Genomic DNA, 25,142 nt, shown 5'->3' with positions numbered 1-25,142 from the left:
CTCATTATGTCACCTCTCTTTGCCTCAAACCTCGAATAAACACCAACAACAAAATCCCCCAAATAAACAATAGACAGTGATAAAATAATGAAGGATAACGACTAAAAAAACTGCCACGACTATGATGATATAAAGGCACCTCAGCAACATACCCTCCAGCCTGCCTAAAGTCAGAAGTAAACATTATTTGTCCCGTCGGGGATACCACAATGGATGGGCCATTGTTCACCACGTGCACCAAAGGCGTTCTATTTTCAACGGCTCTTAGTACTGAGGCAAGAATATGCTGATGAGATTGATGAACTGATCCAAACCAAGCATCGTTGGACATGGCGACAAGCAATAAAGGCTTATTCATCTCTTTGGGATCTAAGATATTATTGGCATTGGCAACACCCTTAGCAACAAAGGTTGAAAAGGTGGTTTCATAACAGATAAGCGGCACAATATCGGCTCTAGCATGAGAAAAGACGTTAAAGTGATAACCCGCAGTGAGCTCACTGGAAAAGCCACCGAAATAGGATTTGAACCAAGCGTAAACCCAGGTTCCTTTATCAGCAAAAGGAATATATTCTCCAAAAGGAATACGCTTTATCTTTTGATAATGTCCCACCTCTTTCCCTGCATGATTGAGCATCACGGCGGTATTGTATCGATTCTCAACAAGCCCATTAGTAGGGCTAATGACATTGTTCAGATCTTGAAACAGCACACTCACACCAATATTCGCGACTTCCTGCTGATACGCTCGCTGCACTTGCCTATCATCTAGATACCCTTTAGGCCGAGCTTCAGACCAGATAACTAACTCAGCACCTATAGTACCCAGCCGCGTCGTCATATCCATTTCAGGGGGATAAACCTTCCCGAAGCCGGGCATCACTTGCACATGTCCCAAATTCGGTGATTCATTTGCCTGAACTAACCCCACTTTCATCATTTCAGATCCGCTGACAATTTCCGCCCACTCTTGGCGTTGAAAAATGCCAAATCCAAACCAAAACACCAACACAGAGACGGCAACAAGCATTGCTCTTCTATCCCTTTGCTTGATAGAAAATGGCTTTGTTGTCCATTGATAGATCAATCTAAACAGCACAATATTAGTCAGTGCAATAATGGCATCCAGAGCTGATACACCAAAAAATGCAATCCCTTGTAAGGCAATTAAAAAAGACACTTGAGTCTGTGCAAGATCGAATAAGAATAATTGGGGGAAAGCCGCAATCGATGAGGCAACAACTAAAGGAAAAAGAATAAACTCATGTACTCTTGTATAGCATTTCAATAGCGTAAACAGCCAACATAATAAACCAAACAATTGAGCACAATAAAACCAATAAAGCGACGCCCATAAATAACTGACTAGGCGAGTTTGCCCTTTTGCAATCACTAAGAAGTCGGCCGCCCAATAAGTTGAACTGGCAAACATCACCATCCCTGCAATGACCCCCAATGAATAAGCCATCATCATTGATGCTTTCTCTATCGCATACAAGATAGGGATAAAGGCAAACCAGACTAAATAGAAACGTTCATGATCTAATAAAGCTAACGACAAAAGCCCTGCAGATACCATAACCAGCAGTAATGATTGAGCCAGTGGCCATAGTGACGCACAAAAACGCCAACTTGTCAGAAATGGCCTTGAGCTCATAAAGAGCACTTTAGCCATCCTCGCTCTCCTCTAACACTTTCAACTGGGCTAAATCCAATAAATACGCTTGCTGTAACTGCAAGCCCATATTTTGTTTATCCACTGCGCTCATAGAATTGTCCAAAGTCAATATTCGGCGCTGTATCAGGTAGTGCATGCTAATATTGTCCCGTTTAAAAAAAACGCTTGCCGTTTCTTTCCCGAAAACAGTGGCTTGAAGTTGCTTTATCCTCTTCATACTCGTTTGTAACACTTCATATTCGCCTCGACTTTGAGCACTTTTCACTTGCTGTAAATGAACATGCAATAATTCACTATATCGGACATAGGCATGAAATAACTGAGTCAATTGCACGCCTGCTTTCCCTGTAATACTTTTTTGAATTAAAAAATCCAGCCGAGCACGATCTATCACTCGCAAGTCTGGTGGCAAATTTTCTGTCAATCTTTTTAGTTGATTTTTTGTTTGATCATTAATAACCAGCAATTGATTTGAATCTAATGAGACTCGAGTCAGAATGGAGGCAAAATCCGTGAAATGAAACCGATAATCTTGCTCACCTATTTGAACAGGAAAAAAACGAAACGCCTCATCTGGTTGTCGCCACACATTAACGGACTTAAGATTATGAGGCTCAAGCTCAACGGGCTTTGATGCTATTGATAGCAAGGCTTTTCGGTGCAAGTGCACATGAACAAAAGCAATCACAAGCACAAGAGATATCAAAAAAATCAGCCGCAATAAACTGGAGTTCAGTCTCATCACTTAGCCCTCACTCGCTAAAACAACAATAAGATTTAATAAAAATTAAAACCTTAAATCTCATTTAACTTCAAATACTCAATTCGAGTGAGTTCTTCAGGACTAAAATGCTGACTCAGCAATGCATTCACTTGCTTAACCTTTTCTTGAATATCAATCGAAGAAGAGGTGATAGCCTGTTTAGCGCTTAAAAAAGTGGAATAGCGAACAGGCCAATTCAATACATTTACAGATTGTGCAATATATTGTGCTTGAATATCTTTACGTTTTTGCTCACGCTCTTGGAACGTTAAATTCTGAGTCGCTTCTAGTTTCATGCTCTCAAACATATACTGAGCGTTAGCATCACTCACTCGAAATAGCTCAGCAGTCACATCACTGCCTAAATGCACTTCTCGTAATGCCTGAAGCTCCGCATAAAGCCCTATATCTTGCTCAATCGATATGAGTGGATCCACATCCTGCTTTACCAATAAACCTTCATTTATTCGGCTAAATGATTCTTTGGATTCTAAAAAGTGATAATAGTTCTCTACTAATTCCCCCAGTTGCAAACCCGCTTGACCGGGGAGACTCTGATGTATCAAGTTCACCAGCACGCCCACACTCTCCTCATCCAGTCGATTATGGATCCTCTCTAATGTTTCATCTAAGGAGACAAGCGCATCATGATCCAGTACGACATTCCCATCAACATCCAATTTAACCGCATGCAAAGCATCAAACACAGATTGAGGAGTAAAAGGATATTTTGCCACCTGTTGGTCATTGAGTGACATCGGCTCCGTTTGCGCCTCACCCCTTTGCCAGCGCCAATTGCTCGCAACCGTTTCATAACGTGTTAATGCGTTCTGGCTGCCCTCAACGTCAGAGGTATTATGAGCCGAGGCCACCACATCACGCTCAGCTTGCCCTAATGGTACAAACATTGAAAGCAACAAACAGGCAATCAGTACACACAATGAAACGGCGACTAACATGAGTTTATTGGAAAAATATCGCATCACTCTTCCACCCTTGTATAAAGGTTTAACACCATTGACCTTAGTTCGAATTATAAATAATCACAGGTGTCCCTATATTCAGAGATGCCACTGTTTGACTCATGGTTTGGCCCACACAAAAATGGACTATAGCGATGATCTTTATCTAAAAAACGTTTCATCCAAGAAACGCCATAAGTGGATAACAAGGCATGATTACTGTTATCGCCAGTAGCGCAATCATGAGACCCCCCCGAGATCTCCATGAACGCTTTATCAGTATTATCTGAAATGGTATTGTAGAAAGGACTCGCATGACTATTCACTGGCGCAGTCGCATCATTTTCACAGGCCATGATCATCACAGGAACACCAATTAGATCAAAATCATTACTGCCCGTATTCCAAGGTGATAAAGGAATACTGGCACTTAAACGGTTTCTTGAAGCACTATGAAGCGCACCGCCTCCCCCCATAGAGTAGCCCATCGTTGCCAATCGATTTTCATCAATTAATCCCCAAATAGGGCTACCCGAACGCTCTCCTTCCTGAATGAGATAAGACAAAGCACTATCTTGCTGGCGACTTCTGCTCTCAGGCTGATCATAACGGGAGTTAGTATTGATCGTGATAACAACAAAACCATGAGAAGCCAAAAGGGGGCCCCACCACTGGATCGCTGATTGTGTATTCGTAAACCCTGGTGCAATAGAAATAGCAGCCAATGCTTGGGATACATTATTAGGGTAATAGATGGTACCACCACCAAAGCCATCAACGGAACTCGGTACACTAGTAGAAGAAACAGAAAGCGGCCCGCTGCCTTCTTGTAAAAAGTCTAAAGTGGGAATGGGACCTATTTCATAGCCACAATTTGACCGACAGGTATCAGGTAGAGGGAGCTCCTCGTCACTCCCGCCCCCGCCGCCTCCACTGTATGCGGCCAAAGAGAAAATAAATGCGGCAACACCAAGCAAAACCTGTTTAAATGAAGTGTATTTCATAGGATTTCCTTCAGTTTTCATGTTAGTAAACAATTTGTTTTTATTTGCCTTAAAAACAACTTGTGAATACAACATCAACCAAATGTAAACCCTTTGAGGCGTAAAAAATCCTAATCGATATTTTTAAGAGAGTAAAGTGAGTAATCCCGCTCGAATCGACATGAATTTAGCAAACAGTAAATTATTACCACCTAAATTAATGATAAGTAATAAAAGTCTGCCAATATAAAAAAATTAAAAATAACTAAAAAAATTTAATCGACACTGAGAAGAGTCAATTTATTCCCAAAACCACCCCTTGGCCAAACGAGAAAAATAAACATCATCACTCCTATTGCCACATAAGGCTTATTTATTGAATCTTGGGCAGCCATCTCCAGTCGTGTAACAAGACGAAAGCCCTTCATTTTGTAACACACACAGAGGCTCAAATGTCTCCCAATTTTCTCCATTAAGCACACACGTCGCCCCATTATTAGGATGGGTATGTACAGGTGATCTCGCAAATTAAGTTCAGCAGTCAATAAACACTGTAAAAGAACACGCTTTCCTTTACTCAATTTTTGACAAACTCGATTTTAATCCTATGGTTATTGATATCTAAACCTTCTATGTCTGCTACATAAGGCTCGTAAACATGGCATTTACTTTCAGTTTCATTCAGATTTTTTTATGGGGCTTAGTGTTAACAGCCCCCATTTTACTGATGATGTTTATTGCTATCATAATCCTAGGACTCATTGTCGGCCAAATTGAGTCTTGGAGTCGATTTGATTCACTATACTGGGCTTTTATTACCGCCCTCACTGTCGGATATGGTGACATACGGCCAGAACAAAAATCCTCGCGTATATTATCAATTTTCATTGCAGGATTAGGCATAATGCTTGCTGGCATTCTTGTCGCCATTACAGTCAAAACAGCATCAGATGCCTTTGAGCTGCATGTTGATCCAAACGTAATAAAGCACATACACGAAAATATACATTAAATGAAACAAGCCACTTAGCCTTAATCAACGCAGTTGATATCACATGACTTAGACCCAATTAGATGAAAAATAAATACCATAGAAGCTAAAATGGCCAAACATAAAATTTTGTTTTTAAAGAATAAGTAACCAACAGCTTAAAAGGCAATAAAATGGTAGATAACAATTGAGCCGCTGTACTTTAAAAAGTTAGACAACTCAATTGACTCTTGGCTATCCTCAGTAAAAGCTAAAAATCCACATTCATTCTTTTACCCGTCGTCTGGCTTTCCATGGCTAGCTCAATCAACTTAATCGTATTTAAGCTTTGCTGTGCGCCCATTTGAACATGCTCACCAGTCTTTATTGCCAGCGCCAGTTCGGTGAAAAAAACAGAATAACAGCCTTTCTCTGTAGGGATCAGGCTTTCTCTTTCACTGTCATAAAGTGTGCCAAAATGAATCTGTTCTTCGACTCCCCAATCCACTCTTGTTGGCAGCTCCCCTGCACGTAAACAGTCTTCTTGTGGATCAAGCCCGTACTTGACGAAACTACCTTTATCTCCTTGAATATTAAAACGTAAGTTTGGACCCGCACAAAAAAGGCTGGCATGCAACATCACTTCAAGGCCAGGATAATGCAATACCAAATGAAAGTAATCTGTCACCGATGCGCCTTCCCGCATCACTTGGCAACTGGCACTCAAGCTTTCAGGCAGCCCAAACAAACTTAGCGCTTGATCCAATAAATGCGGCGCCAAATCATACAAAATCCCACCACCATCACAGGCCTGTTCCCGCCAGCGCTGCTGCACTTGGGGACGAAAGCGATCAAAATGAGATTCATACACATGAACTTGACCTAACTGGTTTGTCTCAATCAGTTTTTTAACCGTCAAATAATCACCGTCATAGCGACGATTTTGATACACACTAAGCAGCAAGCCTTTTTCTTTAGCAAGTGCAATGAGTTCCTCCCCTTCTTTTGAACGAGTCACAAAAGGTTTTTCAATCAACACGTGCTTATGGTGTTCCAAGGCTAATTTAGCAAGAGGATAATGCACATCATTGGGCGCCGTAATAATAATGAGTTCTGCATCACTGTTAACTATCATGTCAGCGGCGGTGTGATAATGCTGAACCTGCGGCCAATCTTGACTCAAAATGTCGGCTTTAGAACTGCTTACTGCGTGGAAAACAAATTCAGCAGACGTCGTTATAAAAGGAATATGAAAGGTTTTGGCAGAAAAACCATAGCCGACGATAGCTGTTTTTATACTCATATTGTTTGCTCATAATACTAACATATAGCCTTGACATTAATGACACCAAACTTAAATAGCAATGGGCCTAAAGTCTCAAGCGCAATTTAATCAAAATCTGCAATACTAAATATAGCCAATCAACAACACTTTCCATTATGCCTGATAGCACTCATTTAACGGGACTGACTCAACAGACTGCACAAAAACGACTTGCACAATACGGCTTAAATGAAATCACCAGTACCAAAATCTCTTTTTATCAAAAAATACGAAAGCTGCTCTGGGGCCCTATACCTTGGATGATAGAAATTGCCGCGATATTGTCATTAATATTACAGCGTTGGCCTGATTTCATTATGATCACAACGCTACTTATCATCAATGCCATTTTAGAGTTAGTACAAGAATTTAAAGCAGACAGCGCCGTATCAGCTTTAAAGAGTACACTCGCATTAACCGCTTATGTAAAACGTGATGAACAATGGCAGGACATATCGGCCTCCAAGTTAGTCCCTGGTGATGTGGTACTGATAAAACTGGGTAATATCATTCCAGCCGATATTCATTTAATGTCGGGAGATTATTTATCGATTGATCAAGCCTCGCTCACCGGGGAATCTTTACCTGTCACACGTCGCGTCGGTGATTTGGTTTATTCAGGTACCATTATTAAACAAGGTGAAATGATTGGCATTGTCGATAAAACAGGTATGAACACCTTTTTTGGTAAAACAGCCTCATTAATCGATAAGAGCAATACGCCATCTGATCTACAGAAAAACATCACTCAAATAGGGCGATTTTTAATCATATTGACCTTAGTCATTTGCGGGGTCGTACTCGCCCATGATTTATATTTAAGCCTATTCACGCATCAAGGCGATATCTCGAATAGCATTATTTTTATGCTGGTGTTAGTTATCGCAGGGATCCCTGTCGCACTGCCTGCTGTCATGTCCGTCACATTGGCCATTGGCGCAAAACGATTAGCGACATACAAAGCGATTGTCTCCAAATTAAGTGCGATTGAAGAATTGGCGACCATGAATGTGCTTTGCTCCGACAAAACCGGCACCCTCACTCAAAACAAACTCAAAATAGGTGAAATTAGCAATTATCATGATTATTCACCAGAGGATGTTATCCACTATGCATGCCTCGCTTCCAACCCTCAAGGTCATGATGCTATCGATGAAGTACTATTCGCTGAACAAAAGAGGCTGCCTTCAGATCCGCCATCATTTCAAATTGAACATTACACCCCCTTTAACCCAACGAGTAAAAAAGCCGAGTCACTCATTAGCCATAACCACACTCAACGGAAAGTAGCAAAAGGCGCACCACAAGTTATTTTGAATTTGTGCGCAGAAGATACAAATAAAGCCCAACAAACCGTCACTCAACTCGCCCAACACGGTTATCGTGCTCTCACCGTCGCTGTGACCACAATCAATCTCGACTCTTGGGAGCTTGTTGGGGTTATTTCGCTATTCGATCCTCCCAGAGAAGACAGTGAAAAAACATTGCACGAGATCATGCAACGCGGTGTCAGTATTAAAATGATCACTGGTGATCACAGTGCTATCGCTCAAGAATTAGCCCATACATTACACATAGGCAATTATATTATGCCTATGGCCACATTCAATAATACCGATCCTCTCACACAAAAACGTACGCTCGATAGCCTAGATGGTTTTGCCGAAGTATTACCTGAAGATAAATTTGAAATAGTAAAAGCATTACAAAAAAATCAACATATTGTTGGTATGACAGGTGACGGCGTTAATGATGCCCCCGCCATCAAACAAGCCAATGTGGGCATTGCGGTTGATGGCGCAACAGACGCTGCAAGGGCTGCCGCTGATTTAGTACTAACACAACCTGGCCTTTCTGTCATCACTCACGCCATTAATGAATCGAGAAAGATTTTTGGTCGTTTAAAAAGTTATGCCATCTATCGGATCAGTGAAACCGTTCGTTTATTACTCTTTCTCTTATGCGCCATTATGGTTTATAACACCCACCCACTTAGTGCGATTATGATTATTATCATTGCCTTGCTCAATGATATTCCCATTATGATGATTGCTTATGACAATATGACCGCCTCGAAAGATCCCGGTATTTGGAAAATGAAAGACGTATTCAGTGTTGCGGTAGCACTCGCTATCGTCGGTGTCATTTCAACTTTTGGTTTATATTGGATTGCCGATCATTACTGGTTTACCGAGCTTCCTGCAGAACTGAAACAAGCCAAACTCAATACTGTCGCTTTTATGGGCATATTATGTGGCGGCAACCTTACCATCTATTTAACCCGCAATACTGGCATGCCATGGCACCGCCCTTTTCCTGAATGGAAGTTTTCCTGTGCCACCCTTTTCTCACTCGCTACGGGGACGCTAATAAGTGTTTATGGTTTTGACTCGAATGACTTTATTGGCATCGGCTGGACATGGGCATTTTACGCTTGGCTCTATATTTTAATCTGGTTCGCTATAACATCCATCATTAAAATGGGTGTTTATCGCATTCTCAATCCTCAAAATAGTTGATAAAAAGCACTTCTTTTTGTGCCGATAATCTAACAGGCATTGAAACGGTTTTAGTCCATCAGACGCGAATATTATGAACAATAAATGATAAAAGCTGAGCATTACTCTCAGCTTTTATACCCACAAAAAGATATTAGCGTTCAATTAATGTGCTTTAGGATCCTCAATGGTATTTTCTTTTCCACTTGAGGCCGCTAATGGATGAGCATGACGCTCTTGAGATAAGTTTTCACTCACATTAAAGGGCATCCACGACTCTTCATTTAGACCAAAATAATCTTCAAGTACAGCTTCTGCGGTCCACAAAGCTCCTTCTATCCACCCTTGAAAAATTGAATAACCTTCACCCACAATATAAAGCTGCTTATCATCCTTACTATTCGTCTCTACCTGATAAGGCCTCATCATAGTCCAATATTCTTTTGCCACATTCACACCTACATTCCAGAAATTCACCCCTCCACCATAAGGTGCAACGCCCCAATCCATACACGCTCCGGCAGTGGGTAACGTCACTCCTTCTAAAGCCATAGGCTCGCCACTCTTATCTCTATTCGCCACTTGCTTTACAATATTGACAAATTGCTCATGAGCAGTAGAAAACAAAGGATGATCTTGTATAAATGAAGCGGTATGTTGCGAGCTAAAGCGTTTCACTAATGGCATGACTGAGCGATAACTTTTTTGCCCAATTTGTGTGAACGCATCACCAAAAATGCCAGAATCAACAACACCACCGGACTCTTTAGACAGTAAACCAGCCCAGTATCCAGGATTCAAATCATCATCGTAAGATATTTGTAATACGGCATACTTCCTTTTTTGCGGACCTTCTATCCAAAAATGATCATCATAAACACCAAAGTTATAAATCTGCCTCAGTGGTAAATCCGTAGTCATTCGAGAGTATTGTTCTATTTTACCTACATACTTCTCCCACCAAGCATCTCGACCGGTAATATCATACATCAGGTAAATTTTAAGCAAAGGAATAGGCGTTACTTGAGTCAATTTTTGCCTGATCAATCGCTGACTTTCAATAACGCTATCATCATTTAATCTTTCTGTTAAATAAATGCCTTCTTGACCACCGATTAACTTCTCTATCGCTGCAGGGGGCATCGCTAACACCACGGAGTCTGTGATGACATTAATCAATTTGTCATGTTGAGTAAACGTCAGATCAAACTCTTCATTCATCTCATCATAGACAATACGATTGGCAACAGCCTCTTTCTCAACGCAATCGGGATCAAATTGATTAATTAAGAATGCTAAACTCGCAGGGATCGTTCTTAGTCCACCCGCTAAGGTTTTATATTTTGGACTGCCAGCAAAATCAAGACCGATAATGGATGCTGCTGTCGCTGCATTCCAGCTCGCAGGAACAGTGTCATACCCTCCAGCTTCGGAAAATAATTGCCAATACTGATTAGACAAGCTTCCCTTTTGTGGCGTATCAAATTGTCCACTGACATTCACGATATCAGAGAAACCGTACTGATATAGCTCTTCCCTCGCCCCATTGATCTCTACAGTATTTGTTAAAGTCTCTTTGACAAATTCAAACAGTTTATTCTTTCTATCGGTTGAATTAGGTAATTTATCTTTATCTATCAAAGGGCGTGATAAAATCGATAAATCTTCTGCACCTTCAATTGCATAACCCATTGGCCCACTCATGCCTAAATTCTGGGTTATCAATTTTTTTTCATTACTGGATAATGTATATGGCACACCACCATTTTTATATTGACCATACTTCTCATGATTATTCAAATCAGCTGTTTGCTGAACAAAGCCTCTTAAATAATGCCAGTTTTGAGGTTCATCGGTTGGAAAGTCTACCGTTGTTAAACCCAATATTAAGCCTTCAGCTTCTTTTTTATCTTCGGTATTATATTGTTTAAGTCCATTGATTAATGATTGCTTAAGTTCATCGACAAGTGACAAAGCATAGGTATCATAAGACTCTTTGCTGGGTAAACGCATTCCACCTAATTCGCAATGTGCCCCAACATTCAATTGCCCATCATACTCACCACAAAGCAAGTTCTTCGGATCGACAGTCATCAAGCGTCCACCTAAATGGGCTGTTGCTTCAAATAATTTCACATTTTCATGCCCAGACTTGAGTAAACGCCAAGCACTATATAATCCTGAAACACCGCCACCAATAATGGACACCTGACTTGATTTATCGTCACTTTTCATAAGATTAACTCCGTTTAATGAGCAAATGTTCGTCTGTAATAATTTGTGCTAAAAATAAATTAAATTAACCTTAGTACAAATCATCTCGACATGAACAATCAATATCAAATCTGACATTACAACGGAGTAAATAGTCGTCAAGCTTTCGTGACAACATCATAACAATCTCTTTAAATTCATTTTCCGACAGGAGTCAGTAATCAATCTTGGACTATTTCGTAAAAATTTAAAGACCCAATCAGTCCAATTAACGTCTTAATCCCCCCCCTCAGCCACGACCTTACCTATTTCATAGATTAATTAACCCACACTTCGTAATCCTCTTTTGACAATATAACCCGTCGCAGGTGAATCGCTTTGTTCCAACCACTGCTGACAACATTGCTCCACCCATTGAGGCGCCGTTTTGTAAGCATCGTTTAGCCAATTACCCACAGAGTCTTGCACATACTTTGATGGATCTGCATTAACTGAATTCAGTAATGTTTCTGCATGTTGCGGCTCTTTTTTAAGTAAGCCAATGTGCGCACTCCACACGCCTCGAGGACGCATCACTTCAATGGAAAATCGGCGTATATTCGCCGAACTATCTCTCGCCCAAGGTAAGAGATATTCAATGGCTTCTAACGGGGCCTTCACCACGTGAGGACGAAGAGATAACCATGCCCATTCTCTAACACCAAAATGAGGATCATCGGCAAACACTTGCATCTGTAAAATGCGATCAGATAAAGCAACGTCACGTTTTTGCGCCACGCAATAAGCCCCCCACCCTCTCACTAAGTCTGCATTATGAGTGGTTAAATAAGCTAATTTTTCATCTCCATAGTTTTCCTCAATAAGAGTCGCAATCATGGCCATTTTTTTAGTGATCCCTAATTTAGGCTCGATACACACTTTTTTGTCTAACAACTTAGGGAACACATGGCCCATTAACTCGGGGAGATCAGTGGCCAAATTCTCCGCTAATGTTGCCGCTTCTATTGTTCCTAGATTTAACTGAGATAAAATATCAACAGGCACATCGGTCACTCGAGTTGCTCCTTTACGTTTCTCATTCATTTTATTAACGACCTCCTTTTATTTTAAGCTCTTGAAGATAATTACCATTTCATCATTGGTACGGGATTGAGTGGATGACATAAGAACCACTTTTGGCCTTTTTTAAGTAATCCTTTATGAAACCCATTATTCGGCAGCATGGTTTTCATTTGTTGAATATTCTCTTTAGTTAAATCGAATTTAACCAAGCCTAAAGTAAAATCAACGACATCTCCTTGACGAAACAACTCAACAGTGTCTTGATATTCCCCCTTGTATTTGATCAGTTTATGATGATTCTCTATCATCAACCTCACCTCCTCTTGCCAGTGGCTTAGCCCATTATTCGCTAAATAGGTCATAGCCGGCTGCACCGACGGGCTGATATAATCCAAGGTACCCTGCACCCAAATACCAATATCGTGAAAGACACCTGCAATCATGATTTTTTGTCTATCATCGTCAGAAAGGAACTCGCCTCGCAGATCTTTTAAGCCAAAGCAAAACTGCACCATACGATATACATGGTTTCGATAACCATGATAATCTTCGCCAATAATGTCTTTCCAAGGTTCAAATAAGGCTTCTAGCTCTGGAATACTCGTTAAAATTCTTAAACTATGTGACATAACCGCTCCAACACAAAATGATTTATCAATTCATTATAAGAACTTGAACAATTCTGTTTAAGCGGCTAAATTGACATAAAACAGTTTAATTACGCCAAAATGAAACTTGCTATTATTCATTACCCTACTGCGATGCAATCTGCCGTATTTGGTCTATTAGATCTCTTTGAAATGGCCAATCTACTACCCGAGATCACAGACAATATCCAATGTCATAAGCTGTCCATCAACCAACTTAACGATTCTGAACATTATGACATTATTATTTTACCCCCTGCCTTAACCCCTGAATTCTATCTTGAACCAGACAAAAACTTATTACATTGGCTCATTCAACAATATCAACAAAACAGCATGTTATGCTCAGTCTGCTCAGGTGCATTTATACTTGGAAAAGCAGGACTCTTAGCCCATCGTCAAGCCACCACTCACTGGGCTCTGGCCGAAGACTTTAGTCAAGCGTTTAAGCAAACCGAACTCATCAGCGATCACATTCTCGTCAACAACGGACAGATCATTACTGCAGGTGGGATCATGTCTTGGATTGATTTAGGCTTAGATATTGTCAAGCAGTACGCCGGTGCTCAAGCGATGCGGCAATTGGGAAAAAACTTGGTTGTCGATACCGGTTATCGAGCCCAAAGCTATTATCAACAATTTCAACCTAAACGAGATCATGGCCATCAAGCTATTTTAACGGTTCAAGATCATTTAGATTGTCATTTCGCTAATAAAATAAAAATCGCAGCTCTCGCCGATCTTGCCTTTATGAGTCCACGTAGCTTTTTAAGGCACTTTCAGCATTCAACTGGTTTCAATCCCTCAGAATACATACAAAGGATCCGCATACAAAAAGCCTGCGAATTATTAGAACAGACTCAAAAAAGTTTTGATACCATTGCACTTGAAGTGGGATATTCAGATAGCAGTGCTTGCCGAAAGGTATTTGTTCACATCATGGGACTCACACCAAAACAGTTTCGCCAACGATTTGTGAAAGAAAACCAACTTTTCCCCTAAAAGGACCCTAATGCCAATAAAGTACTTCGCCTTTGGTGATGTGCTTTCATCGCTTGTTTTTTTATCGGCGAGTGAATATCACCCACAATCAAGGTACGATGGGCTTCAGTCATCGACGGCCATTGCCATTGCTCGATTTGCCGAGTGATCACCTCATTGGGTATCGCATGTGAACGTTGTCGATTGCCCGATCTTAATGTAGCTTCTTTAAGATGAAACACCACTAACGTTACCAACGCTCCATGTTCTCGGCCTAAATCACAAATCATTTTTCGATGATCAAAACGAAGGTTAGTTGCATCCCATACCACATCTCGCTTATTAGCCAACGCCGTTTTTAGACGAAATTTGGCTAACTGTAATACTTGGCCTAAGTTTTTCTGACAGGCTCGCTTTCCATTAATTTCTTGACGAATATTATCAAGAGATATCACCTCAACACTCTGTAAGTTTTGTTCAATCCAAGTGGATTTTCCGCTGCCACTGATCCCGCACATCACATGTAAATGGCCATAGTTTTTTGCATTAGTATAGGTCGTTGCTCCCAGCTCTTCAGCCCTCATAATCTTGCCACTAGCCAGCTCACTCACCCTATAATTATCTATATACAATTGCTCATCAGCGCTGTGTTTGACTTGTACTTTTTTAATTAAATTAGCCCTAGGATCATTAACATTCCAAAGTTGATATTCCTTAGCAACCCTTTTAAATAACTCAAGGTAACCCAATTGCTGATGCAAATCTTCACAAAGTCTACCTTGTAAATTTACCCTCCCTAACCAATAAAGCATGGTTAAATCAACCTCTAACGCTAATGATAGATAATCAGAGAAATCACTCTTTTTTATCACGAGTAATTTAGGTTTTCGATGGTACCCCACCAGCCCCATAACATTGATAATGGCCTTATATGCAATAGGTAGCTCAAGTAACTTAATAGCTAGGCAATCCAGCCCAAGCGCTTCATGTGTTGGCGCAATAACTCTCTCCCCCCCTTGAATAACACTACTGCAGCTCGTAATAGGCTTAACTATATCCTGTAATAAAACAGACAAAATCAATATTTGCTTTTGCTCACCACTCAGATGATGGGCCTCCTGGGCAAATAACTGATAAAGCGCTGTTAGCACCCCACAGGTATGAATAGCGACATTGTCCTCACTATGCCACTGTTTGGCTTGCTCTAAGGCATCACATTGCTTAAGTAAAGGAAAATACCCCCCTAAATAAACTAAACATTCTTTAAAATCAGGCATCGCACCTTGTGTTAATGACATTAACCAAGACTCAAGCTTTTTCATTCAATAATCCTCTACTTAACAGCCTTTTACTCGACACTCTTGTTTTATTTTGGCCTATTAAGCTCAACTTTATACTAAATTAATCATAATATCCTTTGACTCTGAGGGCGCTAACACGTTTATAATTAAAATAATTATCATTACCAGTCCATTGACTAGGAAACTTCATCAATGCAACCTCTTTCGGCCTCTATGAACCGCCCTATTCATATGCGGTTATTACCTCCATTTAGCCTCTTATTATTGCCTCTCATATTATTATGGTCACAGGCCAGCCTTGCCTCGACATCAAGTCAACAAGCTAGCGATGAGCAAGCACAGCTAAGGCAATTAGCCCAGCTCGCCGAGTATGTTGGGGTTGATTATGATGCAGCCATTGAAAAAGGCGAGATAGTCAATAAAGATGAATATCAAGAAATGCTTGAATTTTCTGCTATAATTGTTGAAAAACTCACTGAAAATACTAATCTCAATCAACAAAACCCTCAACTCTATCGTGAAGCCTTAGCCTTACAGACCAGTATTAAAAATAAACAAGATGTCAATTTAATCAGACAAATTTCAGGCAAACTTCGCAGTGCCTTATTGGCTTTAATGCCTGAATCTTCACTGCCAAAACACCTTTCATCAAGTAAAGCTACAGCACAATTATTTCAAGAAAACTGTGCCACTTGCCATGGTATTGAAGGGCAAGGAAATGGTATTTTAGCGGCTAACTTATCACCAGAGCCTACTGATTTTACCGACAAAAAACGGGCCGATAACCGCTCTATTTTAGGATTGTTTGATGCCATTTCCAATGGCTTAGATGATACCGCTATGCCCGCCTTTACACAGCTAAAAGAACAACAACGCTGGTCACTGGCCTTCTATGTTTCCAGCCTTGCTTTTCAAAAAAATAATCAAGATAGTACAGCCAATATACTCCCTAAAGTAACACTACAAGAATGGATAAACCACAGCCCTGCACAACTGAGCGACTCGCTTCAATCACAAGGCATCACCTCAGAAGATATTGCCGCATTAAGAGCCCAACCAAGCGCCCTTTTTGACCATCAGCCCTCACCGCTCACTATTGCTAGAAATTTACTGACATCAGCTAAAAAAGCCTTTGACAGTGGCCATTACGCCCAAGCAAAAACACTGTCAGTAAGCGCTTATCTCGATGGTTTTGAACTGGTTGAAAACAGCTTAGATGCCCATGATAAGCAATTACGTAAAAGCATTGAAGTTAATTTAATGCAGCTGAGGCATTTATTTAGCAACAGTCAACATACAGAGCAAGTCAACAGCACTTTTAACACCAGCATGCTGCAACTCACGCAAGCACAAACGTTATTAACAGAGTCAAACTTATCCAATACCACCTTATTCAGTGCAAGTTTGGTCATTTTACTGCGAGAGGGATTAGAGGCCTTATTAGTGGTTATCGCCTTAATGACCGTACTTATTCGCACCAATCGACGTGATGCACTTAAATATCTGCATTTAGGTTGGGTTGTTGCACTAATAGCAGGTGGCGCAACTTGGGTAGCGGCACAAACATTAATTGAAATAAGTGGGGCCAGCCGAGAAATGATGGAAGGTTTTGGTTCTCTCTTCGCTGCCTTAATGCTGTTTTATGTAGGTGTATGGATGCACAGTAAAACCCATGCCGCCCATTGGCAAGCCTATATTAATAAGAAAATTAATAGCCAGCTCAAAGCAGGAACCTTGTGGGGTATCGCGCTGCTATCTTTTGTCGCCGTGTACCGTGAAATATTTGAAACCATTCTTTTCTATCAATCATTGCTCACTCAATCTGAAAGTAGTCAGTTTAATTACTTCATCGGCGGTATACTATCAGGCATCGCTCTATTAGCCTTAACCACCTGGGGGTTATTAAAGTATTCGATTAAATTACCGCTGGCTAAGTTCTTTTCCACCACAACTTATTTACTGCTCATTTTGTCCTTTATTTTAATGGGCAAAGCCATTACCGCCTTACAAGAGGCCGCCATTGTCCCCATCAATAACTTACCGATTAATATTGAAATGGACTGGGTGGGTATTGGCTCAACCTGGGAAGGCATAAGCGCACAACTTGCCGTATTAATCTTATTTATTTTCTACATGGTTCGCGCTAAAAAGAAAATAGCTTAATCTCTTTCACATCCTCTCAATTACATCAAGTCATAAAAAAGCGCTCAAATGAGCGCTTTTTGCATTTTTGAACTCCACAATTACATATTTACATTTGTTTCAAAAAAAAGACTTGCGTTCGAAAAAATGATCGCCTTCATAGGAAGTTCGAAATAAATAAGAATAACACCATGTTTTAATGAGAATTACTCAATTCCCCCTAATTAAAACAATTAAGCGCTATTTTACTAAAAAATAAACGCTATCAAAAAAAGTCTGCACCACTTTAGTCTGGTCAAACCAGAATAAAGCATTAATTGTTTTTTGTTATATCTCGAATTTTAAATAGCATTAATACTTATATAAATTCTAACTCATTGATAAAAACTATAATGGACATATTCGAAGAAGCATTATCCAAGTTAGGTGTCAAAATTCAATTCGATAGTGAAAACGTTTTTGCATGTGAACTGACTGAAGAATCCCAAGAAAATGATTCTTCAGGATTATTTTTTTCTGCGTATCGTGATCAAAGCAACATGAGCTTACGTCTTGCAGTAATGACTCAACATAGCATCTCACAAGAAATGGGAATAACGCTGTATCAATCATTACTGCATGCAGCTGCAGGTCCTTTACGTGGTGACATTGGGGTTGCCATATTAGAGGGGTCAAACCGTATCACAGTTTACCAAACAGTGCTTCTATCCGAAAACAATCCAACGCAAGTTATGGAAATAATTGAAAAACTCATCACAGAAGCTGAACAGTGGGATAAAGAGTTAATAAGTAGGTAAGCAAATAAAAATCGTGAAAATACATTTCATAAAGTAAATGTTTTTCTAATGATAATTAAACTAATCTGAGGTTATTTATGGGATTTTCTGTACCCAGTCTGAGCAATATAAATGTCGATACTGACTTTATTAATAAATTACAAACTAATAATACTATTACTGTTGGTGAAAAAACATTTTCAATAAATCGCAATGAAGATGGTACCATTTCATTAAGCAAACAAGGTGCAACTAAGCGCAACTCTTTTTCAGCTTGGCTTCATGGATCAGGAAGTACAGCTACAAAAATTGAAAATAAAATCAATAGCGAGCTGGCTAAAAAAGATACTGAACAGACTAAAATCAATATAGCATTTAATCTTGTCGATAAAATGTTTAATGGCGCACCATCACCATTAACTAAACTTTCCCCCCATAAAGAAGCGGCATTAACTTATGTGATGCATACCGCAGTACGCGATCAACTCTATAACATGTTTGGTGACTCTCGTTTTAGTGTAATTCGTAGCAATCCCACAGCGACTAAAGAGCATGTGATGGATACCGTTGCAGAACATCTTATGCAAAACGCACAAAAATATAACCTTGATTTATCAGGCCAAAACAAAGAAGATATAAAAGCAGTAATGGAACAAATGTATGATGTTCACAACTCTGAACTCATCGATATGGCAAATTATCAATTAGGTAATGAATTAGGGCAAGCACCGACTGATGATGAATTAAAAATTGCGAATCAATTTTCATCAAAATACTTAGGAAATGCATTTACCGATATTAAAGCACTCGTAGATAAAACATTAGTTGATCTAGAACCAAATTCAAAAAACAACGATATTCGCGAACAAATAAAAAGCGACCCCACGGCACCTCCACTCTTCTCTGATGTAAAACTATCCGATCTTCAGAAAGTAGAGTCTGAAATACAAAAAAGACCATCAACCGTAAATCAAACAACTCATACAAAAGAAACCAACAATCAAGAACAAACAATGCAAGATGTATTTAGATCACGGGCGCTTTCTTGGGCAACTCTAGATGGAATGAACATTTAAATAATTTTATTAGCTAATAACCTTATCCCACCTCTTTAACATAAAATTGTTTCTCTCCAATATTTTGGCTCTTATTGAAAATAATATTGGGGAGAATGACTCTATAATATTCAGCCTTTGACTTTCATCTTATTGTATTAAAAAACTTTTATGTTACTGTCTCTTGGCATGATCCCATGCTATTTGATAAACAAGGATGTACCATGCAATTAATTCAACCGCCGTCTAGAGTGTTAATTTGTGATGTGATTACATCGATACATACAGGTATTGTGACAATGCTCTTTGGCTTAATATTTCATGAGGCCTTCATCAATCAACCTTTAAAACTGGATATCACTAATATTGCGTTTCAGCAGCCCTTATTCATTGCACTATATACTGCTTTATTCACATTATTATTTTCCATCACGACCATCATCTATCATAAATACAGAAAAAAACCACTCGGCCTTAGGTTTATTATTGATCACCTTGGGATCCACTATGGGGAGCACGATGAAATCGACAGTATCCCTTGGAAAAAGTTTGTTGGCATGCAAATGAATAGCTATGGGCCTTTTCAATGTGTCATTGTTTTTGCACTTAATCAAAAAATGCCTTTAGTCATTGACCTAAAGGCATTTAGTTTTACGCAAAGAGAAACTTTTAAACAGGTCCTTAAGCAAAAGATACGTTTTTACTGTCCAGAGTTAAATAACCGATATGTCCCTGAATTTATTTAAGCAACAATATAACGGTCTATTTAACTTGCAACTCGGTACTCATGACTCAATGCACTGATCCCTAATCCAGTACCAGGCCTGATTTTAAGCTGCGCGGGGATCCGCTCTTTCATCGCTTCTATGTGACTTATCACGCCAATCATTTTACCACTTGCATTGAGGTTATCTAATGCATTCAAGGCAATATCCAATGTTTCACTGTCAAGCGTACCAAAACCTTCATCCAAAAATAAAGAGTCGATACTGGTCTTATGGCTCACGAGATCAGACAAGGCTAATGCGAGTGCCAAACTCACTAAAAAGCTTTCGCCACCGGATAAGGTTTTCGTATCTCGCTCAATGTCACCTTGCCATGTATCAATCACCACCAATAACAGTGCTTGTTCTTGTTTTCGTTTTAATTGATAGCGACCGTGCACACAGTCTAATTGTTTATTGGCTAAATACACTAAGTTATCTAAAGTCAGCCCTTGGGCAAATTTTCTGAATTTATCACCCTTTTGAGAACCAATTAAAGCATGCAGATATTGAGTATCATTATAATATTCAGTGTAATTTTCAATTTCATCAAAGAGCGCCTGTTGAGTTTGTTTTTGAACAAAATCGGTTCTTTGTTGCGCGCGAATGTCGCCCATTCGTTGATTCAGCTCATCTAATGTTAAACCTATTTTTTCCAGCTCAGCTTCAACCTCACTTTTAGGTAACTTGAGATAATCATCAAAGAAAGGATTAGCGTACAGAGCCATTAAGGCTTGCTTCGCGTTTTGCAGTAATGCATTCGCTTCATTGATCGCCTTATCCAATGCAAATTTCAACGCCACTAATTGTGCATGCTCCTCTTTACTTAACAGCGCTTTTTCAAATTTAGATTGTGAATCAAATGGGCTTTGTAAAAGCTGATCTTGCCAACTGGCTTGATAACCTTGTGTTTTAGTCATTAACACCTGGATTTGATCCATTAAGGTTTTCACCTCTGTCGCCATCGCGACATGTTCATTCTGGCTTAGTTGTACTTGTTGTAAGCTCACCTTAAACGCCGTTTCAGCCAACTGAATACATTGCAACCCCTGATCTCTTTCTGTTTGCGCGCACTTATCACCAAATAACGCATGACGCCTCCCTTTCAACTCCTCAAGCTGAGCCGCTAACTGTGTCCGTTCCTTTTTCAGTAGTGCTAGTTGCTCCACTTTTTCACTTAACCTAAGCTGCGCCCCTTCTATTTGAGGTAATAAGGCTAATAATTTATGGGTTAGCTCTTCTTTTTGAAGGCTTTGCTCCTTCCAGTTTCGCGCATCTTGATTTTTTTGTTTAAGCCAAGCGTCTATCTCATTAACATCAAACTCATTATAACCAGCATCAAGAGTTTGATGCTTTAACACCACTTGTATATTGTGCTTATTCGCTTGACGAGCTTGTTTATCTGCGTAAATGCTATCTAGCATCCCCTGTTGATTGTTAATATCTTGAGTCACTAACAACTGCGTTTGCTCTAATGACTCTTGAGCTCTGCAAGCAACTTCCCAGGCATGTGTTGCAGCTTGCTCATCGCGCTCACAAGTCTTTAATGCCGCAATAGTCTCAGTTAAGGTATTGAATGCTTCTTCTTGGGCTTGCTGATAAGTCCTCATCGCTTGCAGATCACCTAAGGCTAATTGGATCCCTAATGTATTATTCAATCGCTCCCAATGCTGCAAGGATCCTTGTTGTTGCACACTTAACTCATTCAGTTTTTGCTGCAACTCTTGTTGGTAGCGCTCTTGAATATGCCATTGTGATTTAACATCAGATAACTGAGCACTTTCTTGCTCAAATACCTGCTGCGCTTGTTCAAGCGTTATTAAAGGATCGGCTTGTGGCTGTGAATCATCAACAAGCTTAGGATGCGCTTTAGCGCCGCACAAAGGACAATCCTCTCCCTCTTTCAGCAGCTTTCTATATCGAGCTAAATGGGCTTCTTGAGTCACCAGCCGCTGCAGGGCATCAATAAGCTGTTTTTGTTGATCAACATTCACCTGTAAGGTTTGCTGTTTCTCCTCAAGAGTAGATATAACCTGCACTTGTTTTTGACTCAGCAGCTTGATGTGTTCATATTGACTCTGATTGTTAAACCAAGATTGTTGGCAATCCAGTAACTGTATTCGAGTCGTATAGGATTGATTAAGCGCTTCTCTTTTATGTTCAAGTGTGTCCAATGAGCCCGTTTCTTTTACATTAAGGTGCTGTTGCTTGGCATACTCGAGTGTTTTCTTGGTTAATGACACCTTTTTTTTTGCATTGATTAATTGCTCATGGCTCACTTTTAAACTGGCTTGCTTTTCATCCATCAACGCCTGCTGTTCTCGTTCACTAAACGTCAATTTATCCAGCCAATCTTGTTCATTTTTAAGTTGATCAGAGTGTAGCTGCCATTGCCCTAAAAGTTGACTCAAGCAAGCGTCAGCTTGATGAAACTGTAAGTAGGCTGCTACTGTTTCTTGCTCTACCTCTAACTGTAATTGGTTACGTGCCAATTGTTCCTTACTGGCACATGCTTGTTGATATGCCTCATCCCAAAGGGCAACTTGTTTCACTTTTTCATCATACTTTCCTTGTAAACTAATGATCTGGTGATCTAAAGGTAAAATATCTTCATTTAGACGCTGCTCCAACAAGCTTTGTTGCAGCTTAACTTGCTCTAGATGAGACTCAGTGCATTCATGGGCTAATCGCGCCTTATGCAACTTATCCTCAAGTGCCTCGACACTAACTTCTTTTTCACTTAATAACATTTGCATATTATCAGTTTGCTTCACACTGTCATTCCACAAAGCATAAGGCGCTCTGAGTTTTTCAGCAGGCTCCGCCTGTGAGAGGCGTAATAATTTAGGCCCTTCACGTTCTTGTTTATGCCTTGCAAGGTCAAATTGTTCATTTGCAGCTAATTGGGTTATTTTTGCCTTCTCATGATCATTTAGCCAAGTAATATGCTCATGGCAAGACGCTTGTTTTGATTTTAATGCTTGTTGTTTTTGCCTCAATTCCTGCAACTCTTGCTCAAGGTCTTCTTTTTGCTCTTCTGTTAGCAGTTTTACCCCTTTAGCTCTCGATTCAAGCTCTGAGAGAGCTTGTTTCGCTTGGGTAAATTTCTCATGTACTTTCTCTGAAATAAGCCCATATATTTCAGTACCAGTTAACTCTTCTAATAATTCTGCCCGTTCACTCTCTTTCGCATTTAAAAAAGCGGCAAACTCTCCTTGAGATAACATCATAGATTTAGTGAAGCGAGCAAAATCCAGTCCCGTAATCGTCTCTATATCCTCACTTTTTTGTTTTATTTGACTCGCAATAATTTTTCCACTTTGTACCTCCGCCAGCTGCACATCAGCCGATTGAAGTTTGCCATCAAGCTTGCCTCTAGAGCGGCGCATACTCCAATGGGCTCGGTAAACGGTACCTTTGACCTCAAACTCCACTTCGGCTGAGCACTCAGCCGTGCCTCGTGTCATAATTTCATTACTAGAAGTCGTAATAGCTCCAAGTCTTGGCGTGCAATGATATAAAGCCAAACAAATGGCATCTAAAATGGTTGTCTTACCTGCCCCCGTTGGGCCTGTGATCGCAAAAAGTCCATTATCAATAAAAGGCGATTTTGTAAAATCAACTTTCCATTCTCCTTTCAACGCATTTAGGTTTTTAAATTGTAAACGCAAGATCTTCATTCACTCACCTCCAGATCAGCTATCTCAGAGACAATATGCTGAAACTGTAATGTCATACGCTCCACTTGAGCCTGAGATATCTCTTCATTGGCATTTTCAATGGCGAGGCGCTTATTAAATACATCAAAAGGAGTCAACTCTGCTAGCGTTTCTTTTGCCACTTGAACAATGCCTTGTTGCTGGGTTCCACGAGCTCGTTTTATCCTTAATACTTCAACATGACAATCTTGGGTCATCTTCTGAATACGCTGTTGTAGATCAGAAAAATAATCTTGCATATGCACTTCAATAAAAAGCCAAGTAGGCAAACCTATAGGCTCAACATTGTACTGGGCTAATTGTACTTCTATCTCTTCAAGGCTGCCTTTTAGTATTGCCATGGGTTGAAACAAAGGCACCTCAATAGGCATGATACGCTGACGAACGCCACAATTAAATTCAACCACTATGATTTGTTTTTTGTATTTAAGCTCATCAAAACTCAAGGGTATAGGCGATCCGCTATAACGAATATGTTCAGCCTTAGCCACAATTTGAGGCCGATGAATATGACCAAGTGCAATGTAATCAGCAGGTGGAAACCCTTCAGCAGAAAATCCATCTAAAGAGCCAATGTAAATATCTCGCACTGATTCCGATTGACTTACCCCTAGTGCCGTTAAATGACCTGTGGCAATAATAGGTACATTCCACTGCTTATCCTTTCTTAGCCTTAATGCAGCCTCATAAATGCTGGCATAATGCTGCTCAATCGCTTCCCCCAATACTTGACGCTTTTCAATACCGGATTCACCAGCATGACTGATAATAATATCCCTAGCTCGAATAAATGGCACAGCACATAACACCGCTCCCACTTTCCCTTGTCGAGTATTCAAAACCAGTACTTGCTCATTGATATCGTCTGCCGTATTGGCAACTACATGGGTATTTAAACAAGCTAATAAGGTTTTAGACTCATTGAGCATTGAGACCGAATCATGATTTCCCCCTAGCACAATCAAAGTACAGCTCAATTGCTCCATTGCGACTACGAAACGATTATACATTTCTCTTGCGTAGCTAGGCGGGGTGCCAGTGTCAAAGATATCACCAGCCACAATAATGGCATCAATCATGTGTGAATTAACTTGCTCTAATAACCAATTTAAAAAAGCCTGATGTTCATCTTTACGACTCTTGGTTAAAAAGCTTTGCCCTAAATGCCAATCGGACGTATGCAGGATTTTCATAATGGAATTGACGTAGATAAAAATATACAAAGAATGTTATCACATGGCATTTTTTAGGACAGGCTTAACAAGAATATTTTGCGTCGCTCTTATGCGAGAACCTCCACTAA

18 protein-coding genes are annotated in these 25,142 nt (G+C 40.1%); 7 read left to right on the top strand and 11 right to left on the bottom strand.

Going from position 1 to position 25,142, the window contains the following annotated elements:
* Positions 1-4 precede the first annotated feature (4 nt).
* The 4 genes from lnt to Q0976_RS03490 are packed head-to-tail and all read right to left on the bottom strand — an operon-like array spanning position 5 to position 4,407.
* Complete coding sequence (gene lnt / locus Q0976_RS03505) at positions 5-1,675, bottom strand: apolipoprotein N-acyltransferase (RefSeq protein WP_299491008.1); 1,671 nt, start codon at positions 1,673-1,675, stop codon at positions 5-7.
* Complete coding sequence (locus Q0976_RS03500; RefSeq protein ID WP_299491086.1) at positions 1,668-2,420, bottom strand: lipase secretion chaperone; 753 nt, start codon at positions 2,418-2,420, stop codon at positions 1,668-1,670. The genes lnt and Q0976_RS03500 overlap by 8 nt, the downstream gene beginning before the upstream one ends.
* 53 nt (positions 2,421-2,473) lie before the next feature.
* Positions 2,474-3,424 (bottom strand): hypothetical protein, encoded by a 951-nt coding sequence (locus Q0976_RS03495; protein ID WP_299491007.1) that lies wholly within the window; start codon positions 3,422-3,424, stop codon positions 2,474-2,476.
* A 50-nt stretch (positions 3,425-3,474) separates the two neighbouring features.
* Entirely contained in the window at positions 3,475-4,407 is a 933-nt protein-coding gene (locus tag Q0976_RS03490; protein ID WP_299491006.1) for a dienelactone hydrolase family protein, read from the bottom strand.
* 637 nt (positions 4,408-5,044) lie between these two features.
* Between Q0976_RS03490 and Q0976_RS03485 the strand changes: the two genes are divergently transcribed.
* Positions 5,045-5,398, top strand: a complete 354-nt coding sequence (locus Q0976_RS03485; RefSeq protein WP_299491005.1) for a potassium channel family protein — start codon at positions 5,045-5,047, stop codon at positions 5,396-5,398.
* A gap of 229 nt (positions 5,399-5,627) precedes the next feature.
* Here the strand turns inward: Q0976_RS03485 and Q0976_RS03480 are convergent, their stop codons facing one another.
* Entirely contained in the window at positions 5,628-6,659 is a 1,032-nt protein-coding gene (locus tag Q0976_RS03480; RefSeq protein WP_299491004.1) for an oxidoreductase, read from the bottom strand.
* A gap of 137 nt (positions 6,660-6,796) precedes the next feature.
* Between Q0976_RS03480 and Q0976_RS03475 the strand changes: the two genes are divergently transcribed.
* Positions 6,797-9,199, top strand: a complete 2,403-nt coding sequence (locus tag Q0976_RS03475) for a plasma-membrane proton-efflux P-type ATPase (protein ID WP_299491003.1) — start codon at positions 6,797-6,799, stop codon at positions 9,197-9,199.
* Between the two features lie 144 nt (positions 9,200-9,343).
* Here the strand turns inward: Q0976_RS03475 and Q0976_RS03470 are convergent, their stop codons facing one another.
* The 3 genes from Q0976_RS03470 to Q0976_RS03460 all read right to left on the bottom strand — a co-directional run bounded on the left by Q0976_RS03470 (position 9,344) and on the right by Q0976_RS03460 (position 13,083).
* A complete protein-coding gene (locus tag Q0976_RS03470; protein WP_299491002.1) occupies positions 9,344-11,413 on the bottom strand; it encodes an FAD/NAD(P)-binding protein in 2,070 nt (689 codons plus the stop codon).
* Positions 11,414-11,713: 300 nt separating this feature from the next.
* Complete coding sequence (locus Q0976_RS03465) at positions 11,714-12,475, bottom strand: hypothetical protein (protein ID WP_299491001.1); 762 nt, start codon at positions 12,473-12,475, stop codon at positions 11,714-11,716.
* A 41-nt stretch (positions 12,476-12,516) separates the two neighbouring features.
* Complete coding sequence (locus Q0976_RS03460; protein WP_299491000.1) at positions 12,517-13,083, bottom strand: HD domain-containing protein; 567 nt, start codon at positions 13,081-13,083, stop codon at positions 12,517-12,519.
* A 99-nt stretch (positions 13,084-13,182) separates the two neighbouring features.
* Here Q0976_RS03460 and Q0976_RS03455 point away from each other — a divergent pair, with 99 nt between their 5' ends.
* Positions 13,183-14,103, top strand: a complete 921-nt coding sequence (locus Q0976_RS03455) for a helix-turn-helix domain-containing protein (RefSeq protein ID WP_299490999.1) — start codon at positions 13,183-13,185, stop codon at positions 14,101-14,103.
* On the opposite strand, the gene Q0976_RS03450 is transcribed toward Q0976_RS03455, so the two are convergent.
* Positions 14,100-15,404 carry an AAA family ATPase gene (locus Q0976_RS03450; protein WP_299490998.1) on the bottom strand — a complete coding sequence of 435 codons (1,305 nt, stop codon included), beginning with the start codon at positions 15,402-15,404 and terminating at the stop codon, positions 14,100-14,102. The two genes, Q0976_RS03455 and Q0976_RS03450, sit on opposite strands and share 4 nt — an antisense overlap.
* Before the next feature lie 171 nt (positions 15,405-15,575).
* On the opposite strand from Q0976_RS03450, the gene Q0976_RS03445 reads away from it, so the two are divergent.
* The 4 genes from Q0976_RS03445 (at position 15,576) to Q0976_RS03430 (ending at position 20,102) form a co-directional block, all read left to right on the top strand.
* Complete coding sequence (locus tag Q0976_RS03445) at positions 15,576-17,546, top strand: cytochrome c/FTR1 family iron permease (protein WP_299490997.1); 1,971 nt, start codon at positions 15,576-15,578, stop codon at positions 17,544-17,546.
* 371 nt (positions 17,547-17,917) lie between these two features.
* Positions 17,918-18,322: a hypothetical protein gene (locus tag Q0976_RS03440; RefSeq protein ID WP_299490996.1), complete on the top strand. Its 405-nt coding sequence runs from the start codon at positions 17,918-17,920 to the stop codon at positions 18,320-18,322.
* A 77-nt stretch (positions 18,323-18,399) separates the two neighbouring features.
* Positions 18,400-19,377, top strand: a complete 978-nt coding sequence (locus tag Q0976_RS03435; protein WP_299490995.1) for a hypothetical protein — start codon at positions 18,400-18,402, stop codon at positions 19,375-19,377.
* Positions 19,378-19,580: 203 nt separating this feature from the next.
* Positions 19,581-20,102, top strand: a complete 522-nt coding sequence (locus tag Q0976_RS03430; protein WP_299490994.1) for a hypothetical protein — start codon at positions 19,581-19,583, stop codon at positions 20,100-20,102.
* A gap of 20 nt (positions 20,103-20,122) precedes the next feature.
* Here Q0976_RS03430 and Q0976_RS03425 read toward each other — a convergent pair whose 3' ends face one another.
* Both Q0976_RS03425 and sbcD read right to left on the bottom strand, forming a co-directional pair.
* Complete coding sequence (locus Q0976_RS03425; RefSeq protein ID WP_299490992.1) at positions 20,123-23,800, bottom strand: AAA family ATPase; 3,678 nt, start codon at positions 23,798-23,800, stop codon at positions 20,123-20,125.
* Positions 23,797-25,032, bottom strand: a complete 1,236-nt coding sequence (gene sbcD / locus Q0976_RS03420) for an exonuclease subunit SbcD (protein WP_299490989.1) — start codon at positions 25,030-25,032, stop codon at positions 23,797-23,799. The genes Q0976_RS03425 and sbcD overlap by 4 nt, the downstream gene beginning before the upstream one ends.
* Positions 25,033-25,142: the final 110 nt, after the last annotated feature.

It is taken from the genome of uncultured Shewanella sp., from assembly GCF_947501665.1.
Classification (GTDB): domain Bacteria; phylum Pseudomonadota; class Gammaproteobacteria; order Enterobacterales; family Shewanellaceae; genus Shewanella.
The sequence above is the reverse complement of the archived record's forward strand: the minus strand, read 5'-3'. Positions and strand labels throughout refer to the sequence as shown.

What these genes read in the sequence shown, in the direction of transcription:
- Q0976_RS03465 (WP_299491001.1), bottom strand. Translation starts at nt 12,475, where the DNA reads ATGAATGAGAAACGTAAAGGAGCAACTCGAGTGACCGATGTGCCTGTT.
- Q0976_RS03440 (WP_299490996.1), top strand. Translation starts at nt 17,918, where the DNA reads ATGGACATATTCGAAGAAGCATTATCCAAGTTAGGTGTCAAAATTCAA.
- lnt (WP_299491008.1), bottom strand. Translation starts at nt 1,675, where the DNA reads ATGGCTAAAGTGCTCTTTATGAGCTCAAGGCCATTTCTGACAAGTTGG.
- Q0976_RS03455 (WP_299490999.1), top strand. Translation starts at nt 13,183, where the DNA reads ATGAAACTTGCTATTATTCATTACCCTACTGCGATGCAATCTGCCGTA.
- Q0976_RS03500 (WP_299491086.1), bottom strand. Translation starts at nt 2,420, where the DNA reads ATGAGACTGAACTCCAGTTTATTGCGGCTGATTTTTTTGATATCTCTT.
- Q0976_RS03460 (WP_299491000.1), bottom strand. Translation starts at nt 13,083, where the DNA reads ATGTCACATAGTTTAAGAATTTTAACGAGTATTCCAGAGCTAGAAGCC.
- Q0976_RS03485 (WP_299491005.1), top strand. Translation starts at nt 5,045, where the DNA reads ATGGCATTTACTTTCAGTTTCATTCAGATTTTTTTATGGGGCTTAGTG.
- Q0976_RS03430 (WP_299490994.1), top strand. Translation starts at nt 19,581, where the DNA reads ATGCAATTAATTCAACCGCCGTCTAGAGTGTTAATTTGTGATGTGATT.
- Q0976_RS03445 (WP_299490997.1), top strand. Translation starts at nt 15,576, where the DNA reads ATGCAACCTCTTTCGGCCTCTATGAACCGCCCTATTCATATGCGGTTA.
- Q0976_RS03435 (WP_299490995.1), top strand. Translation starts at nt 18,400, where the DNA reads ATGGGATTTTCTGTACCCAGTCTGAGCAATATAAATGTCGATACTGAC.
- Q0976_RS03480 (WP_299491004.1), bottom strand. Translation starts at nt 6,659, where the DNA reads ATGAGTATAAAAACAGCTATCGTCGGCTATGGTTTTTCTGCCAAAACC.
- Q0976_RS03470 (WP_299491002.1), bottom strand. Translation starts at nt 11,413, where the DNA reads ATGAAAAGTGACGATAAATCAAGTCAGGTGTCCATTATTGGTGGCGGT.
- Q0976_RS03425 (WP_299490992.1), bottom strand. Translation starts at nt 23,800, where the DNA reads ATGAAGATCTTGCGTTTACAATTTAAAAACCTAAATGCGTTGAAAGGA.
- Q0976_RS03490 (WP_299491006.1), bottom strand. Translation starts at nt 4,407, where the DNA reads ATGAAATACACTTCATTTAAACAGGTTTTGCTTGGTGTTGCCGCATTT.
- Q0976_RS03450 (WP_299490998.1), bottom strand. Translation starts at nt 15,404, where the DNA reads ATGAAAAAGCTTGAGTCTTGGTTAATGTCATTAACACAAGGTGCGATG.
- Q0976_RS03495 (WP_299491007.1), bottom strand. Translation starts at nt 3,424, where the DNA reads ATGCGATATTTTTCCAATAAACTCATGTTAGTCGCCGTTTCATTGTGT.
- Q0976_RS03475 (WP_299491003.1), top strand. Translation starts at nt 6,797, where the DNA reads ATGCCTGATAGCACTCATTTAACGGGACTGACTCAACAGACTGCACAA.
- sbcD (WP_299490989.1), bottom strand. Translation starts at nt 25,032, where the DNA reads ATGAAAATCCTGCATACGTCCGATTGGCATTTAGGGCAAAGCTTTTTA.